Below are 15698 nucleotides of genomic sequence, written 5' to 3' on the forward strand. Positions count from 1 at the left end.
GGCCGGTGCCACCGAGTAGCTGCGGTAGTTGGTGCCGACGACGGTCAGGATCCGCTCGACCGGGAAGACCTTCTCGATCTCCAGGAAGCGCCGGCTGTCGGGCGAGAACGAGTCCAGCTCGTCGGACCCGGCCTGTGCCCCGGGCAAGGACTCCAACAGCCAGCGGGGCAGCCGCTGGAAGGAGATGCCGCGGTGCGGCGTCCCCAGGGTGACGATGCGGTGCACCAGCGTGGGTGCCGACCCCGGCTCGCTCTCGTCCATGGCGAGCAGGGCCTCTCGCATGACCAGACCGCCCATGCTGTGGCAGACCATGTCGACCCCCCGGAACGAGTCCGGGTCCCGCCGCTCCACGGCCTTGCGGATCAGGGTGATGAGCTGCACGAGCCCTGCGCCGTAGCGCTGCAAGAGCGGGGGGACAGGTCGTAGAACCGGTACACCCACAGGGTGCCCGCCGCGGCCTCGCGCAGCACCCGCCGTGCGACACCGTGGTCGACGACCACGGTGCCCTCCGTGTCGGCGGGGTCCCAGCCGTCGAGGTCACCGCCGGGCGAGGAGACCGGGCTGGCGTAGTACCCGACGACGTTCGTCGCGTCGGTGTAGGGGTAGTCCAGGGACTTCAGAGCGCGCAGCAGGAAGCCTTCGTAGATGTAGTTGTCCCCTCGTCGTCCGGGGTAGACCGTGCCCTCGTTGAAGCCCTGGTAGGCGTTGGCCTGCTCCGCGCTGACGTCGAGACCACCGAACCCTCGCACGAGGATCAGCGGGCGGGGGAGACCCACCTCGTTCATGCCGCTTTCACGGGCATCACGCCCTCCTCTGCGTCGAGCCCCGGACCGTGCCCGCAGGCGACCGTCTGAGTGTCCTCCCCGCCCCAGAGTCCCGTCAACGGGCGGCGTGCGGCCCGCTGAAGGGCGGCTTTCAAGGGCTTCGCCGACCCTTGACATGCAAGCGACCACTTGCCTATTATCACGGAGTGGGTGATGTGTTCAAGGCGCTCGCCGACCCGACGCGCAGGACGATCCTGGACGAGCTCGTCCTCTCTGACGGGCAGTCGCTGTTCGAGATCTGCAGCCGGCTGGCGATGCGGCACGGCAGCACCTCCTCACGGCAGGCCATCTCCCAGCACCTGGCCGTGCTGGAGGAGGCCGGCCTGGTCCGTTCCCGACGCGAGGGCCGGACGAAGATCCACCACGTCAACACCGCGCCGCTGCGCTCGATCCTCGAACGCTGGCCCATCTGAAGGAGACGCCCATGCCCAGGATCCACGTCACGAGCGTGCTGGTCGACGACCAGGCCAGAGCACTCGCGTTCTACACCGAGAAGCTCGGCTTCGTGCCCAAGACCGATGTCCCGGCCGGGGAGTACCGCTGGCTCACCGTCGTGGGCCCGGACGAGCCGGACGGGGTCGAGCTGCTGCTGGAGCCCAGCGCGCACCCGGCGGTCACACCGTTCAAGGAGGCCCTCGTCGCCGACGGTATCCCGTTCACCTCGTTCGCCGTCGACGACGTCAGGGCCGAGCATGAGCGGCTGAGCGGGCTGGGCGTGCGCTTCACCCAGGCGCCGGCCGAGATGGGTCCGGTGGTCACCGCCGTGCTCGACGACACCTGCGGCAACCTGATCCAGCTCGTCAGCCCCGCCTGATCCACCTGAGTCCACTCCACGTGGCTCCTCGGCACGGGCGCCGGCCTACCGGATCTCCAGGATCGTCCACCAGTCGTTGGAGTCACGGTCCCGGAAGGCGGTCACCTCCTGCTGCCCGGCCGTCCACTGCGGGTGCGAGTGCCCGGCGTGGGAGTGCAGGGCATGGTTGGTCGGCTGGTGGATGAGCCGCACCCTGGCCTGCGCCGTCCACTCGCCGGGGCGCTCGAGCTCGACCCGCCAGTTGTCGTTGCCGTCGCCGACGCCGCCCTGGCCGAAGCAGGTGACCTCCTGCTGACGGGTCACGGGGGAGGGGTGGCCGCTGTGGCTGTGCAGGTTGCGCCGGGTGAGGACGTGCTCCAGACGCACGGTGTCACCGTGGCGGACCGGCTGCCCGTCCTGGTGGTTGTCGGGCTGCCCGTGGGCCGCCTTGACGCGCCACAGGTCGTTGTCGTCGGCGCCCTCGAACGCGGTGACCTGCTGCTGGCGCGAGCTGCCCGGGTGGCCGTAGTTGAGCGCGTGCGAGTGCAGGGTGCGGCCGGTCCAGGTGTGGCTGAGCTTCACCGTCGAGCCGTAGAGGACCCGGCTGTGCATCGCGGCGGGGCTGCGGGTGAACACCGGCGGGTTGCGGTGGCTGTAGTCCTGCACGAAGAAGCCACGCCAGACCTCCCCGGTCGAGGCGACGAAGTGCGCCTGTCCGCGGTGGGACCGGAGCGCGACCTCCTGCCCCGGGTGGTTGTTGTCATAGATGTAGACCGTCTGCGTCCCGGCGGCGTCGTGCGACTCGTACCCGTAGCCCACCACCTGGTGGTTGGACCCGATGTCGGCCAGGTTCGTCGCCCTGATCAGCCCGAGGACCACCGGTTGCCCCGCGTTGATGCGGGACCGCAGGAGCGGGAACTGCTCCTCCTTGGTCCACCGGGTCACGCCCTTGTAGAACCACGTCTCGTGGTCGGAGTGCACGGTCCACTCGGCGAACTTCAGCGCGGAGCCGGTGAAGAAGCTGTTCATCAGGCGGGCGTAGATGTAGTCGGCCAGCCAGTGCCGGTCGGGCGGGACCTTGCTGGGCGTGAAGTGTCCGGCCTGCTGGGCCGGCACGGGCACCCCGGCGAGGAAGTAGTCGAGCGCGGCGTACGCCATACCTCCACAACGGCCACGGGTGGTGACCTGGCCGTGGCCGGGGATCGTGGCCACGTTGTTGACGAACTGGTTGCTGAAGGCGAAGCCGTGCGTGGCTGGCACAAAGGGGACGCGGCCGGTGCGGCGGTAGGTGTTGGGCGACCACAGCGCACGCCCGTCGGGCGCGTAGACGACGAGGTTGCCGTCGTCCTGCAGGACCAGCGCGGAGCCCGGGTTGCCCCAGGTCCCGGAGTCCCAGCGAGGGGTGTTGCCGGCGTCGATCACCACGAGGTTGCCGTCGCCCTGCATCACCACCCGGGCCCCAGACCGGCCGTCGGTGGCCGACGCCCAGACCGCGACCCTGCCGGGTGGGACGGACTCGTAGAGCACGAGGTTGCCGTCGCCCTGCATGACCAGGCTGGTCCTGCCGTTGGGGGAGGTGAGCTGCTGATCCTGGGTCAACGACTGACCAGGCTCGAGTCGGTGGGCCATCGGGTGCTCCTGCTGACGTCTCGTGCGGGTATGCCGTGGCGGCGGCATCGCCGCGGCGCCTCGGTGAGACCTCCCGGCAGCGGACCCCGCGTCGGACTCGTCGGTCAGACCACGAGGGCCACCGGAAGGCTCTGACGTCAAGAGACGTCGAAGGCCTCCCTGATACACAGGACGCAGCCCTGAGGACAGGCCGAGCGTCGGAGGGGTAATAGCGCGACTCGGTCTCCGCGACGGGCCCGAGCAGCTGCGGTGCAAGCGGTCGCCTCCCGCCTCAGCGGATGAACGGTGCCTGACGGGCCAGGCGGGCCTGCTCCTCGCGCAGACGTTCCTCGATCGGGTCCATCGTGCGTGGCTTGGCTCTGCCGAGGTCCAGCCACACGCTGAGGGCGGCGAGACCCATGGCACCACCTGCCGCGGCGCCGGTGCCGGCGGCCCGGCGCAGCCAACGCCACCTCTTGCGGCGCGCGGCGGCCCGCGATGACCTGCCCATGACGACCTCCCATCTGTATCGCCCGACAGGAGTATGGCGTCCCGCCACCGCTTCTGCACTCCTCCGGACGCAAGACCACCGGGTGGTGAGCTGCGCTCACCACCCGGTGGGGCAGGCCGGGGTCAGCGGCGCTTGGGGTAGTGGTACTTCACCACCGCGCCGCTCTCCCCGAAGACACCGGTCGTGGCATACAGCCACGGCCCGTTCACAGTGACGTCCGAAGGCGAGCCGGCCTCGAAGACGGTGCGCACCCGGCCCCGGTCCTTGATCACCGACACCTTGCCGCCGAAGAGCTCGGCCACGAAGATCTGCCCGTTGGGCGCGATGGCCAGCCCGGTCGTGCCGTGCATGCCGCTGGCGATCACCTGGTGGAGCCGGACCGTGGGCTGACCCGGTAGACCTTGCTCAACGGCAGGACCTCACCGGCCGAGCCCTGGATCGATCTTCGACAGGACTCCCATGAAGTTCTGGGTGACGTAGAGGTCCTTGCCCTTGCCCACGTCGAGGGAGAGGGGACCGACCAGACCCCAGGCGATGACCTCGGGGTCGTCGTGGTGCCGGGCCTGGGTCGGAGCCGCGGCCATGGTGCCGACGAGAGCCAGGCCGCTGGCTGCGACCAGGATGGACTTGAAGGGTTGACGCATGGATGTGCCTCCGAGGTGAGAAACCCACGGCGCCCCTCACGGAAGGGCGTCTCGGCTTCGGGACAGCCCCGAGTCTGAGGGAAAGAAGGGCTGGATTCGTGGGGACGTCTACGGCCCGATCCCGGCCTCCAAGGACGTCTTAAGGTGCAGGGCATGCTTGCTCTCCAGGTCCGCAGAACCGCGCTCCGCGATGTCTACCCCGGCGGCGTGGCTTACGTGGCCCCGCACTTCCCGGTCGAACGGAGGTGGTCACCCTTCCACCGGCCCGTGCACGCCATCGAACGCGGCGAGGACGTCGAGCTCAACGGAGAACTGACCATCGTCGGGCCGCGCACCCAGTTCGGCGGCCAGCAGCTGCGGGGCCGCTACGAGACGTACTGGTTCACCGGGGACGAGGTGGCCGGTCTGTCGGTCCTGGCGCAGGGCGCCGAACCGGTCGGGGCGGTCTTCGGCAGCTTCTGCACCGCCCGGGACGGGTTCGTCGACCTCACCACTCGCGAGGGCCTTGGTCTGAGAGTTCCTGGTCCGCCGCGGCCGGAGCGCAGGTACGTCACGGGGAGCCACACGACGCTGATCAGGATCCCGGTCGGGGACGAGAACCCCATCAGGGTCGACATCCTCCTCGATGCGGGGCACCGACCCTGCGGCTACATCGTCGGCGGCGAGGTGGAGATCCTCAGCTGGGGACGGCGCATCCTGCCGGGGGAGACCGGCCGGGTCAGCGCCCAGGACCTCCTCGCTGCTCTCGGGTCCGTCCCGGCTGACGACCGACCGGAGGTCGTCCGTCGCAGCTCTGGCTTTCTCGGGCGACGCAAGGAAGAACCGCTGGGGTATGTCGTGGACCTGGACTTCTACTCTGCCTGGGCGCTCGTCGTCGAGGACGCGCAGGAGGCGCTCACGGCGGGGGACGCACTGACGGCGGGAGAGATGCGAGACCTGTTGGTGGATTCGCTCTACCGGGCAGGGTCCGACCTGGGGGTTGAGCTGGAGGCCGCGGCGAGCGAGGGAGGTCCCTCCTGGCTCGTCGAGGTCGACAGCGCGGCCGGCCACCTGCGGCTGGTGGTGGCCGAGGTGTCGCTGCCGGACGGCTGACCTGCGGGACGCCGCGCCTCGAGCCGGGCGGGCTCAGCCGTGGCTGCCCTCTTCGACGCTGGTCACGGTGGTGAGCAGGAAGACGCTGTCCTCCAGGGCCAGGACGCCGTGGCGCTCCTTGGTCAGCTGGCTCAGCTGGCCCTGGGTGAGCCGCGCGTCGGACCCGGAGTCGGTGGTGACCTCGATCGCGCCGCGCAGGACCTGGAGGGTCGCCGCCGGAGGTGCGTTGTGGTCCGACAGCCGGGAGCCGGACGCCAGCGCGATCACCGTCTGGCGCAGGTGGCCGTCCAGGACCAGGAGCTCGGCATGCCGGCCGTGCTCGCTCTGCAGGGCGGTCTGCAGGATGTCGTCGGCGGCGGTGTTCAGGTCGTGCGGTGCGCTGGGCGAGGTCATGCCAGCACAGTACTCACGACAGCGGTCTGCCACCTCGCGGAAGGAGCCGGGGACGACGGCTCCTTCCGCGGGTCTCATCCCTACGTTCCAGCAGCGGCTCTACGACGGGCGCGGCGCGGCATACCCCTCGGATCGCGCGCCGGGCACCCGTCGGTGGCGCGGATCACTCCCGGTGGAGCTTGTCCTGCACGGCGCTGGCCATCTTCTCGACGCTGTTCGGCAGGTCGGTGGTGCCGAAGAGGCGCGAGTCGGGACGGGTGGGGGGCGGCATGGGGGCCGAGGTGGTCGGGCCGTCGTGGTAGCTGAACTCGCCGTTGCCGTCGGGTGTCGGCCCGGAGGCCCACGGGCCCTCGCTGGCCGCGGCGCCGTCGGAGAAGTTGAGGTACTGGTAGGAGACCTCCGTGACCTCCTTCTTCTGCGGGAAGTTGCTCGGCACGGGCAGCTCCTCCAAGCCGTCCTCCTTGAGCTGCTCGATCGCCCGCAGCCACTGGTTCTGGTGCATCGTGTCGCGCGCGAGCAGGAAGGCGAGCAGGTCACGCACGCCGGCGTCGTCGGTCATGTGGTAGAGCCGCGCCACCTGCAGGCGGCCCTGGGCCTCGGCGTTGGCGTTGGACATGAAGTCGGCCATCAGGTTGCCGCTGGCGGTGACGTAGGCGCCGGTCCACGGGTTGCCGTTGCTGTCGACGGGCCGGGCACCGGCACCGGCCACGATGGCGTGCTGCACGTCCATCCCACCCATCACCGCAGCCACGGTCGGGTCCGCCTGCACGGCGTCCTTGGTGATGCCGAGCGGGGCGTCCTCGAGCAGCTGGCAGATCATCGTCGCCAGCATCTCCACGTGCCCCATCTCCTCCGCGCCGATGCCGAAGAGCATGTCGCGGTACTTGCCGGGAAGGTGGGTGTTCCACGACTGGAAGCCGTACTGCATCGCGACGGTGATCTCGCCGTACTGCCCTCCGAGCACCTCCTGCAACTTGCGCGCGAAGACGGCGTCGGGCTTGTCCGGGGTGGACTTGAACTGCAGCTCTTGGCGGTGGAAGAACATGCCGGGAACTCCTTGGGGAGGGGAGGACGACGCGCCGGGAGGGCCCCTCGCGTCGACGGTGACCATGACGACCCGTCCCTCGAAAGTAGGAGCGTCACCCCGCCCCGGCAAGGTGAACGGTCACCCACCGTTGGTCGTGCGCCCGGGCCTTGCTCGACGTACGGTGCTGTGATGGTCCGTCCCCGCCCGACCGGTGCCGATCCGCGTCGATCCCTGCTGGTGGGGGGCATGATCGGGGTCGCCGTCATGGCGGCCGTGGACGAGATCGTCTTCCACCAGATCCTGGCCTGGCACCACTTCTACGACCGCTCCACCACCCGGGTCGGCCTGCTCTCCGACGGGCTGCTGCACGCCGTCGAACTGCTCCTGCTCGTGGCCGGATTCTTCCTCCTGGCCGCTCTGCGGCGGCGAGCCGCACTGCATACCCGCCGTGCGTGGGCCGGCTTCCTCCTGGGCGCCGGCGGCTTCCAGCTGTTCGACGGGGTGGTCAACCACAAGGTCTTCCGGCTGCACCAGATCCGGTATGACGTCGTCGACCTGGTCGTCTACGACGCGGTCTGGATCGGCGCGGCGGTCCTGCTGCTGGCCGCAGGTGCCGCCGTGGCGCTCACCGGCCGTGGCCCACGCACGCCCGCCACCGCCTCCTCCTGACGTCGCCGACCCCGTCCGACCATGCCGATCGTCGACCTCATCGCCGAGGCGCGGGTGCTGCTCCTGGCGGGTCTGGTGGGAGTCGCCTACCTGGGTATGTCGCGCCGCTGGGCGGAGCGCCGGGGCAAGCGGTGGACCCGCTGGCGCACGACCTCCTGGATGGCCGGGCTCGTGCTGCTGGCCGCCGGGCTCTCGCCCTCCCTGTCCGCTGCGGCCCACCACGACCCGGTCGCGCACATGGCCCAGCACCTCCTGGTGGGCATGTATGCCCCGATCGGTCTGGTCCTCGCGGCGCCCGTCACGCTCGTCCTGGGCGCCACGCAGACCTGGACGGCCCGGCGGGTCACCGGCCTGCTGCGCACACCGGTCGTGCACCTCCTCAGCCACCCGGCGACGGCGACCGTCCTGTCGGCCGGTGGGCTCTGGGTGCTCTACGGCACTTCGCTGTACGCGCTGACCGCCGAGAGTGCGGTCGTCCACCATCTCGTCCTGGTCCACCTGGTCGCAGCCGGGGTCCTCTTCACCTGGGCGGTCGCCGGCCCCGACCCCGCGCCGAGGCGTCCGGGCCTGCCGACCCGGCTCGGGGCCCTGCTGGTCGCGGCGGCCAGCCACGCGGTGCTGGCCAAGACGCTGTACGCCCGAGCGGGGCACTGGCCGCCGGGCGGGCACGGCCCGACCGACCGGGCCGAGACGGCCGCGATGCTCATGTACTACGGCGGCGACGTGGCCGAGCTGCTGCTGGCCGCCATGCTGCTGGCCGGGTGGTACGTCCGCTCGGCGCCGAGGACACGGCAGGTCCGGCCGGCCGGGGCGGCCGCGGCAGGGTGAACTGGCAGGAGGGGCGGGTCCAGCGTGGGGCTGGCGCGCGGCCCTGTGGGCGCGGACCTACGATGACGCGATGACCCGAATCACGGACCTGGCCGAACAGATCGCCGACCTCGCGAGCTCCCGCGGCCTGTGGGTCGCCGCCGCGGAATCGCTGACGGGTGGCGCCGTCTCCTCGGCCCTGGCCGCCGCCCCCGGGGCGAGCGACTGGTACCACGGCGGTGTCGTGGCCTACTCGCCCCGCATCAAGCAGCACGTCCTCGGCGTCACGCCGGGATCGGTCGTCACCGCCCAGTGCGCGGACGAGCTGGCGGCCGGGGTCGCGCGGGTGCTGGAGTCAGAGGCTGCCGTGTCCACGACCGGTGTCGGTGGCCCCGACCCCGAGGAAGGGGAGGAGCCGGGCACCGTCTACCTCGGCGTCGTCGCGCCCGGATATCAGGACTGCCGCCGGGTCGAGCTCGAGGGCTCTCCGGACGAGGTCGTCGAGCAGGCCACCGAGCAGGCCCTCGAGCTCTTGCTGCACGCGCTGCAGCAGGGGGGCGAGCAGGCCGAAGACGCGCAGCAGGAGCACGCCCGACAGGCGTGACCGGCAGGGGCGGCTCCCGGCCGACGGTGGGGCGGTCAGTCTGGTCGGCGTGAGCCCTGGGCCGACGCGCCCTCCTTGCCGCGGCGGCTGGCCTACGTCCCTGTTCACGACGCACTGTGGCCGGACACCGGACGTCGGTTTCCGCGATGTTGTCCTGGACCGACGGTCACCCTGGCCCTTGACTGCTCCTGAGTGCGGAGGTGCGCAGGCCCGGGGCGAGCACGTCAGGGTCCGTCACGACCTCGATCAGCACCGCCTTCCCCCGACCGGTCAGCGACTGCCACGCCTCTGCGAACTCTGCCACCGTGCCAACGCGTCTGGCCTCCAACCCGAACGCGCGCGCCAACGCGACGAAGTCCGGACCGTGCACGTCCGTTCCGCTGGTACGGCCGGGGAACGTCCGTTCCTGGTGCATCCGAATAGTCCCGTAGATGCCGTTGTTCACCACCACGATGACTGGAGTGAGGCCGTGCTCAGACACAGTGGCGAGCTCTTGGACGCTCATCAGGAGGCACCCGTCGCCGCCGAAGACCACCACGGGCCTGTCGCGGTCGAGGAGCGAGGCCATGGTGCCGGCCGGCAGGCCGTAACCCATGGCCCCGCTGGCAGGGGCGAGCTGGGACCCGAAGCGCCGGTAGGGCATGTACCGATGGACCCACACCGCATAGTTGCCCGCTCCGCTGCACACGACCGCCTCGGGCGGGAGCACCTCAGCGAGGTAGGCCATCATCCCGCCCAGCACGTCGTCGACCGCCGGGACCGAGCGAGCCGCCTGCTCCGACCGTGCCCGTTCCAGCCAGGCAGGGTGCCGGTCGACGGTCAGGCGGGCGCCCTCGAGCGCGCGCACGAGAGCCGGGCCCGAGGCGAGGATCAGGTGCTCGGCGGGCAGGTGCCGGTTCGCGTCCACCGGGTCAGTGACCGCGTGCAGGAGGCGCGGTCGGGAACGTGGGTCGGACCACAGCCCATACCCCTGCGTGTCGACGTCACCCAGCTGGCCTCCGATGGCAAGCACGAGGTCAGCCTCGCTGGTCAACGCCTGGAGGGTGGGGTCGAGGGTGAAGCTGAGGTGCCCGCAGTAGGCGGGTGAGTCGGTGCCGATGTAGTCCTGGCACCGGAATGCCGCCAGGACCGGTATGCCGTTGCGCAGGGCGAAGGTCTCCAGCCCGAGGCGCGCGTCCTCACTCCACGGCCCTCGCCCGACCACGATGAGTGGGCGCTCAGCCTTGCGCAGGACGTCGCTGATGGCTGCGAGGTCGGCCGTCGACGGTCCCGCCTCCAGGGGCGGCAGGCGAGGCCACACCTCGAGCTCGACCTGCGCGTGCAGCACGTCTTCGGGGAGCTCGACGACCACGGGACCTCGGCGTCCGGACTCGGCGACCCGGAACGCCCGGGCAACAATCTCGGGAATCCGGTCGGCTGTCTCCAGCCGCAGGACCGCCTTGGCCATGGACCCGAACACCGAAGCGGCGTCGTGCTCCTGAAAGCTACCGCGCCCGCGAGTCCGCGATGACACCTGCCCGATCATCAGGACCAGCGGGGTGGCATCCTGCTGCGCGGTGTGCACGGCGACGGCGGCGTGCATCGCACCGGGGCCGCGGGTGACCAGGCAGACGCCGGCCCGCTGGGTGAGCTTGCCGTAGGCCTCGGCCATCGAGCCTGCCCCGCCCTCGTGCTTGGCGACCACCAGCCGGATGCGGTCGCTGACGTCGTGCAGACCGTCGAGGACCGGCAGAAAGCTCTCGCCGGGGACACAGGTGACCACCTCGACGCCCTGCTCGAGGAGTGCCTGGACCAGAATGTGTCCACCGTGCCTGCTCATCGTCCGTCCTTCGTCGTGTCGTCAGGGTCGTCGCCGTGGGTGTCGACGTGGGGGGGCGAGGGTGGGCGGGACCCGGCCGGTGAGCACGGCGGTCACCCCGTCGGCGACCGACCGCGCCATCGCGTCGAGACCGTCCACGGTCATCGCCGCCATGTGCGGGCTGGCCAGCACCCGCGGGTGGTGCAGGAGAGGATCGTCCCGCTCCGGTGGTTCCAGGTCGTAGACATCGACCGCATAACCGCCGAGTGCGCCGCTGTCCAGAGCTGCGAGGACTGCGGGGCTGTCCACCACCCCGCCGCGGGCGGTATTGACGAGCAGCGCCCCTCGTGGGAGTCGGGCCAGAGCCGCCGCGTCGATGAGCCTCGTCGTGGCGGGAACGAGTGGCACGTGCAGGCTCAGGACGTCGCTACGGCTGAGCACCATGGCGAGGTCGGCGAGCTCGACATGCTCCGGAGGATGGGTGAGCGCTGGGTCCGTCGCAATGACAGAGGCACCGACGCCGTGCGCCAGGTGGGCGACTCGCTGGCCGATGGCACCCAGGCCGACGAGCCCGACCGTGCGGCCGCTGAGCATCGACCCGACGAGCCCCGCGCCGACGACGGCACCCGGCAGGCTGCCACGGTCGTGCAGCGCGCCCCGGGCGAGGGCGTCCCGTGCGGGCAGAAGCCGCCGGCCGAGGGCCAGTGCGGCGAGCAGGACGAACTCCGCCACGGAGGCGGCGTTGGCGGCGGGGGTGTGCACGACAGCCACCCCCTGCCGCCGGGCTGCGACCAGGTCGATGTTGTCCAGGCCGGCACCGTGTCGCCCGACCACACGCAGGCCCGGGGTTTTGTGGAGCAGCGCGGCGGGGACGGGCGAGCTGCGCACCACAAGGGCGCTTGCCCCGGCGAGGTGGGGGAGCAGCCGGCCCGGGTCGGTCTCGTGGGCGATGTGGACCCGTCCGGCGGCGCGGAGGATGCACAGGCCAGCCTCGGCGATCGGTTCGCTGAGCACGATGAGCGGCTCGCGCTGCAGCCGGTCTGCGGCGGTGAGGGTCACCATGCCGTGTAACAGGTGACCGGCTGCGTGTAGAAGTCACGGGCGTAGCGGCCAGCCTCGCGAGGCCCGTGGTTCGAGCCGCGCATGCCGCCGAAGGGCAGGTGCAGCTCGGTGCCCGCGGTCGGCAGGTTGACCGAGATCACCCCGGCACGCACGCGGCGCTTGAACTCCGTGGCGTGGCGCAGAGAGGTGGTCACGATGCCGGCGGAGAGTCCGAAACTCGTGTCGTTGGCCAGGGCGATGGCCTCGTCCAGGTTCTCTGCGCTGATCACCGCAGTGACCGGGCCGAAGATCTCCTCCTGGGCGATGCGCATGTCGTTGCGGACCCCGGTGAAGACGGTGGGTCGCATGAACCACCCGTTCCCGGCCTCGTCGACGCGCGCCCCTCCGGCCGCGAGCTCGGCGCCCTCCTCACAGCCGATCCGCACGTAGTCCAGGTTGCGCTCGAGTTGCACCGCGTCCACGACGGGTCCGATCTGGCTGTCGGGGGCCAACGCCGGACCGACCCGCAGCGCCTCGGCACCTGACACGATCCGGTCTACGAAGGCGTCGTGCACGCGTTCGTGCACGATCAGCCGGCTTGAGGCCGTACACCGCTGGCCGGTGCTGAAGAACGCCCCGTCCAGGGCGCATCGCGCTGCCACGTCGAGGTCGGCGTCGTCCATGACGATCAGCGGGTTCTTGCCGCCCAGCTCGAGCTGGAAGCGTTTGTTGCCGTGCTCCAGGCACTGTCGGGCGACGTGCCGCCCGGTCGCCGCCGAGCCGGTGAAAGAGATGCCGTGCAGCCGCACGGAGGTCAGCAGCGTCTCACCGACGACCGGACCAGGGCCGAGCACCATGTTGAAGACACCGGGGGGGATCCCGGAGTCGTGAATGATCGAGCTGAGCTCGCCGGCCAGGGCCGGGACCAGTTCGGCTGGCTTGAAGACCACGGTGTTGCCGTGGGCCAGAGCCGGCGCGATCTTCCACGCGGGGATGGCGATGGGATAGTTCCAGGGGGTGATGATGCCGACGGCACCCAGAGGGCGGTGCCGCACCTCGGCTTCCACCCCGGGACGGGTGCTGAGGTAGCGCTCGCCCTGCGGCTGGAGCAGCTCGTGGGCGTGATAGCGGAAGGTCTGGCCGGCCCGGGCGACCTCGCCGCGGGCCTCGGCCAGGAGCTTGCCCTCCTCGCGGGACAGCAGGGTCGCCAGCTCCTCGGTGCGCTGCAGGATCTGGGAACCGATCCGGTCCAGGATCGCGATCCGTTCCGCGACCGGGAAGGCCTGCCACACGTTCTGGGCCTGGACCGCGGCCTCTACCGCCGCTTCGGCCACCGCGGCGTCGGCGAGCGCAGAGTGACCCACCACGTCGTCCAGGTCGGACGGATTGAGGTGGGGGGAGGGCTGGCCCCCGATCCACTCTCCGGCCACGAGGCTGCGATAGGTCGTCATGGTGCTCCTGCTCGGTCGGGGAGGGTTCGCCAGAAGGGATGCCGGGGCACGGTTCAGCCGCGCAGCCGCAGACGGGGATCCAAGGAGTCGCGCAGGGAGTCGCCCAGCAGGTTGAAGCCGAGCACCGCCAGCATGATGAACATCCCGGGCACCACGGAAGGCCACATCGTGACCTCGATGAACGCCTTGCCGCTGGCCAGCATCCCGCCCCAGGAGGGGGTCGGCGGCGGCACACCCAGACCGAGGTAGCCGAGCGAGGCCTCGACGAGGATGGCGTTGGCGATGCTGATGGTGAACTGGACCGCGATGGGGGCGAAAGCGTTGGGCAGGACGTACTTCCAGATGATCCGCGCGTTGGACACCCCGACGGAGCGGGCGGCCTCGACGTAGGGCTCCGCGCTGACGGTGAGGGCCGCACCCCGGGTGACCCGCGCGAAGCTGGGGATGAAGACGACGGTCAGGGCCAGGATGAGGTTCGGCACCGCCGGCCCGAGCGTCGCCACGACAGCCAGCGCCAGCAGAAGGGTGGGGAAGGCGAAGAGGATGTCCATAAAGCGCATGGTCACGCCGTCCAGCAGACCCTTGTAGAAGCCGGAGAGCAGCCCCAGGGTCACCCCGATGAGAGCGGCGAGGAGCACCACGGTGATGCTGACTGTCAGTGAGGTCCGCGCGCCGTAGATCGCCCGGCTCAGCAGGTCCCGTCCCGCTTCGTCCGAGCCCAGGGGAAAGATCTGACCCGGACCGACCAGGCGGTTGCCGGTCGACATGGCCAGGGGGTCGTAGGGCGCGATCCACGGCGCGAAAAGTGCTGCGACGACGCTGGCGACCACGATGACCAGGCCGAGCAGGCCGATCTTGTCGTGTCGCAGCGTGGACAGCAGGTTCCACCGGCCGCGGGGGCGCAGAAAGCGCATCCGTTGGGTCAGGGCTCGGGTCTGTTCAGCCACGGTTGCGCAACCTCGGGTCCAGGTAGACGTACAGGATGTCGACGATGAGGCTCACCACGACGTAGAAGGCGGCCAGGAAGAGCACCGTGCCCTGCACCACGGTGTAGTCCCGGTTGCCGATGGCCTGCACCACGAGCGTGCCGAGGCCGGGCCAGGAGAACACCTGCTCGACCACGACCGTGCCCCCCAGGAGGGCGCCGGCCTGGATCCCCACCACGGTGACGACCGGGATCAGTGCGTTGCGCAGGCCGTGCAGGCCGATGACCGTCCGCGGAGCCAGGCCCTTCGACTCCGCGGTGCGGATGTAGTCCTGGCCAAGGACCTCCAGCAAGGAGGACCGGGTCATCCGCAGGGTCACCGCGGCCAGGCTGGTGCCCAGGGTGAAGGCGGGCAGGATGAGGAACTTCAGGTAGTCCCAGCTCCACTCGAAGTGGATCGAACCGCCCGAGGGCAGCCAGCGCAGCTGGACCGCGAAGACGGAGATCAGCAGGATGCCCAACCAGAAGTTCGGGATGGACAGGCCCAGGAGGGAGATGAAGCGGGCGCTGGCGTCCAGGACGCCGTTGCGCCGGACCGCGGACAGCACGCCCAGCGGGATGGCGGCGAGCACGGAGACGACCAGTGAGCTCAACGCCAGTTGGGCCGTGGCCGGAAAGCGCACCATGATCTCTTCCAGCACCGGTCGCCCCGTGCGATAGGAGTAGCCCAGGTCACCCTGCAGGAGGTTGCCGAACCAGTCGAGGAACTGGAGGGGGACCGGCTTGTCCAGCCCGTAGTAGGCGCGCATCTGCGCCTCGACGGCCGGGTCGCCGTACTCGGCCCCCAGGATCGAGTCCACCACGTCGCCCGGGACGAGCCGGATCATGAAGAAGGAGATGACGCTGATCCCGATGAGGATCGGCACCGTGGCGAGCAAGCGGAGACCGATCGTGCGGATCATGCCTTCACCTCGTCACGATCGGCCTCGCCCGCTGCTGCGGGCCGCACCGTTTCGAGCACCAGTTCCGACTGCATCTCCACCACTCCCGGGATGGCACCGAGCCGGCTGGTCACGAACTCTCGCAGTTCCTGCGTGGAGGTGAAGTGGCCGACGGTGGTGATGTCGAACTGGCCGGTGCACAGGTAGACGGTCTCCAGCTCGCGCATCTGCGCCAGCGCGTCCATGACCTCCCCGATGAGGTGGGGTGCGCAGCGCAGGCGGGTCAGGGCGTGCGATGTGCGTCCCTCGAACGCGGGGTCGACCTCCACGGTGAACCGTAGGTGGCCCGCGGCCAGCAGGTTGTCTATGCGCCGGCGCACGGCCCCCTCTGACAGCTCCACTTTGCGGCCGATGGCCACGTTGCTCTGGCGAGGGTCATCGCGCAACTCCTGCAGGATGCGCTCGTCGAGCTCCCTGGATCTGTCGGACACCGAGGACACCTCTCTGGCGGATATCTGTCTGAATTGGACACTACCCTACGAAAATCGTCGAAACTAGTCTAGGCTGCGT

Annotated in this window: 19 protein-coding genes and 1 pseudogene; 6 read left to right on the forward strand and 14 right to left on the reverse strand. The window is 70.4% G+C overall.

The features are described from left to right. Positions 1–249 precede the first annotated feature (249 nt). Both ESZ52_RS20015 and ESZ52_RS19245 read right to left on the reverse strand, forming a co-directional pair. Positions 250–441, reverse strand: a pseudogene (locus tag ESZ52_RS20015) (hypothetical protein); the annotation flags it as partial. Continuing rightward, a complete protein-coding gene (locus ESZ52_RS19245) occupies positions 363–785 on the reverse strand; it encodes a hypothetical protein (protein WP_181009880.1) in 423 nt (140 codons plus the stop codon). The gene ESZ52_RS19245 and the pseudogene ESZ52_RS20015, both read right to left, overlap by 79 nt. Positions 786–970: 185 nt before the next feature. Here ESZ52_RS19245 and ESZ52_RS08270 point away from each other — a divergent pair, with 185 nt between their 5' ends. Together ESZ52_RS08270 and ESZ52_RS08275 are read left to right on the forward strand one after the other, a co-directional pair. Next, positions 971–1237 (forward strand): ArsR/SmtB family transcription factor, encoded by a 267-nt coding sequence (locus tag ESZ52_RS08270; RefSeq protein WP_131104512.1) that lies wholly within the window; start codon positions 971–973, stop codon positions 1235–1237. 11 nt (positions 1238–1248) lie between these two features. Beyond that, positions 1249–1638, forward strand: coding sequence for a VOC family protein (locus tag ESZ52_RS08275; RefSeq protein ID WP_131104513.1), 390 nt, complete (start codon positions 1249–1251; stop codon positions 1636–1638). A gap of 45 nt (positions 1639–1683) precedes the next feature. Here ESZ52_RS08275 and ESZ52_RS08280 read toward each other — a convergent pair whose 3' ends face one another. The 4 genes from ESZ52_RS08280 to ESZ52_RS08295 all read right to left on the reverse strand — a co-directional run bounded on the left by ESZ52_RS08280 (position 1684) and on the right by ESZ52_RS08295 (position 4380). Further along, complete coding sequence (locus tag ESZ52_RS08280; protein ID WP_181009878.1) at positions 1684–3246, reverse strand: MIR domain-containing protein; 1563 nt, start codon at positions 3244–3246, stop codon at positions 1684–1686. Positions 3247–3517: 271 nt separating this feature from the next. Then, entirely contained in the window at positions 3518–3736 is a 219-nt protein-coding gene (locus ESZ52_RS08285; protein ID WP_131104515.1) for a hypothetical protein, read from the reverse strand. A gap of 122 nt (positions 3737–3858) precedes the next feature. Next, a complete protein-coding gene (locus ESZ52_RS08290) occupies positions 3859–4086 on the reverse strand; it encodes a hypothetical protein (protein WP_181009877.1) in 228 nt (75 codons plus the stop codon). Positions 4087–4155: 69 nt separating this feature from the next. Next, positions 4156–4380, reverse strand: a complete 225-nt coding sequence (locus ESZ52_RS08295; RefSeq protein WP_131104517.1) for a hypothetical protein — start codon at positions 4378–4380, stop codon at positions 4156–4158. 153 nt (positions 4381–4533) lie between these two features. Here ESZ52_RS08295 and ESZ52_RS08300 point away from each other — a divergent pair, with 153 nt between their 5' ends. Beyond that, complete coding sequence (locus ESZ52_RS08300) at positions 4534–5472, forward strand: hypothetical protein (RefSeq protein ID WP_131104518.1); 939 nt, start codon at positions 4534–4536, stop codon at positions 5470–5472. A gap of 33 nt (positions 5473–5505) precedes the next feature. Here the strand turns inward: ESZ52_RS08300 and ESZ52_RS08305 are convergent, their stop codons facing one another. Both ESZ52_RS08305 and ESZ52_RS08310 read right to left on the reverse strand, forming a co-directional pair. Beyond that, on the reverse strand, positions 5506–5865 hold the full coding sequence (locus ESZ52_RS08305; protein ID WP_131104519.1) for a cupin domain-containing protein: 360 nt from the start codon (positions 5863–5865) through the stop codon (positions 5506–5508). Between the two features lie 163 nt (positions 5866–6028). Further along, positions 6029–6910, reverse strand: a complete 882-nt coding sequence (locus tag ESZ52_RS08310; protein WP_131104520.1) for a manganese catalase — start codon at positions 6908–6910, stop codon at positions 6029–6031. A 171-nt stretch (positions 6911–7081) separates the two neighbouring features. Between ESZ52_RS08310 and ESZ52_RS08315 the strand changes: the two genes are divergently transcribed. The 3 genes from ESZ52_RS08315 to ESZ52_RS08325 all read left to right on the forward strand — a co-directional run bounded on the left by ESZ52_RS08315 (position 7082) and on the right by ESZ52_RS08325 (position 8972). Beyond that, entirely contained in the window at positions 7082–7561 is a 480-nt protein-coding gene (locus ESZ52_RS08315) for a DUF2243 domain-containing protein (RefSeq protein ID WP_131104521.1), read from the forward strand. A 21-nt stretch (positions 7562–7582) separates the two neighbouring features. Beyond that, positions 7583–8389, forward strand: a complete 807-nt coding sequence (locus ESZ52_RS08320) for a cytochrome c oxidase assembly protein (protein WP_131104522.1) — start codon at positions 7583–7585, stop codon at positions 8387–8389. Positions 8390–8459: 70 nt separating this feature from the next. Continuing rightward, entirely contained in the window at positions 8460–8972 is a 513-nt protein-coding gene (locus tag ESZ52_RS08325; RefSeq protein WP_131104523.1) for a CinA family protein, read from the forward strand. A 166-nt stretch (positions 8973–9138) separates the two neighbouring features. Here the strand turns inward: ESZ52_RS08325 and ESZ52_RS08330 are convergent, their stop codons facing one another. Genes ESZ52_RS08330 through ESZ52_RS08355 form a run of 6 tightly spaced genes read right to left on the reverse strand, consistent with a single transcriptional unit; the run spans position 9139 to position 15628 of the window. After that, entirely contained in the window at positions 9139–10791 is a 1653-nt protein-coding gene (locus ESZ52_RS08330; protein ID WP_131104524.1) for a thiamine pyrophosphate-dependent enzyme, read from the reverse strand. Positions 10792–10812: 21 nt separating this feature from the next. Then, complete coding sequence (locus ESZ52_RS08335; RefSeq protein ID WP_131104525.1) at positions 10813–11832, reverse strand: NAD(P)-dependent oxidoreductase; 1020 nt, start codon at positions 11830–11832, stop codon at positions 10813–10815. Beyond that, positions 11826–13262 (reverse strand): aldehyde dehydrogenase family protein, encoded by a 1437-nt coding sequence (locus ESZ52_RS08340; protein ID WP_131104526.1) that lies wholly within the window; start codon positions 13260–13262, stop codon positions 11826–11828. The genes ESZ52_RS08335 and ESZ52_RS08340 overlap by 7 nt, the downstream gene beginning before the upstream one ends. 53 nt (positions 13263–13315) lie before the next feature. Next, the gene (locus ESZ52_RS08345) at positions 13316–14209 is read right to left on the reverse strand and encodes an ABC transporter permease (protein WP_202865429.1); all 894 of its coding nucleotides are present in this window, start codon (positions 14207–14209) and stop codon (positions 13316–13318) included. Beyond that, complete coding sequence (gene nikB / locus ESZ52_RS08350; RefSeq protein ID WP_131104527.1) at positions 14202–15149, reverse strand: nickel ABC transporter permease; 948 nt, start codon at positions 15147–15149, stop codon at positions 14202–14204. The genes ESZ52_RS08345 and nikB overlap by 8 nt, the downstream gene beginning before the upstream one ends. Beyond that, positions 15146–15628, reverse strand: coding sequence for an Lrp/AsnC family transcriptional regulator (locus tag ESZ52_RS08355; RefSeq protein WP_131104528.1), 483 nt, complete (start codon positions 15626–15628; stop codon positions 15146–15148). Before ESZ52_RS08355 ends, nikB begins: the two co-directional genes overlap by 4 nt. Positions 15629–15698 lie beyond the last annotated feature (70 nt).

The organism is Ornithinimicrobium sufpigmenti (genome assembly GCF_004322775.1).
GTDB classification, from domain to species: domain Bacteria; phylum Actinomycetota; class Actinomycetes; order Actinomycetales; family Dermatophilaceae; genus Ornithinicoccus; species Ornithinicoccus sufpigmenti.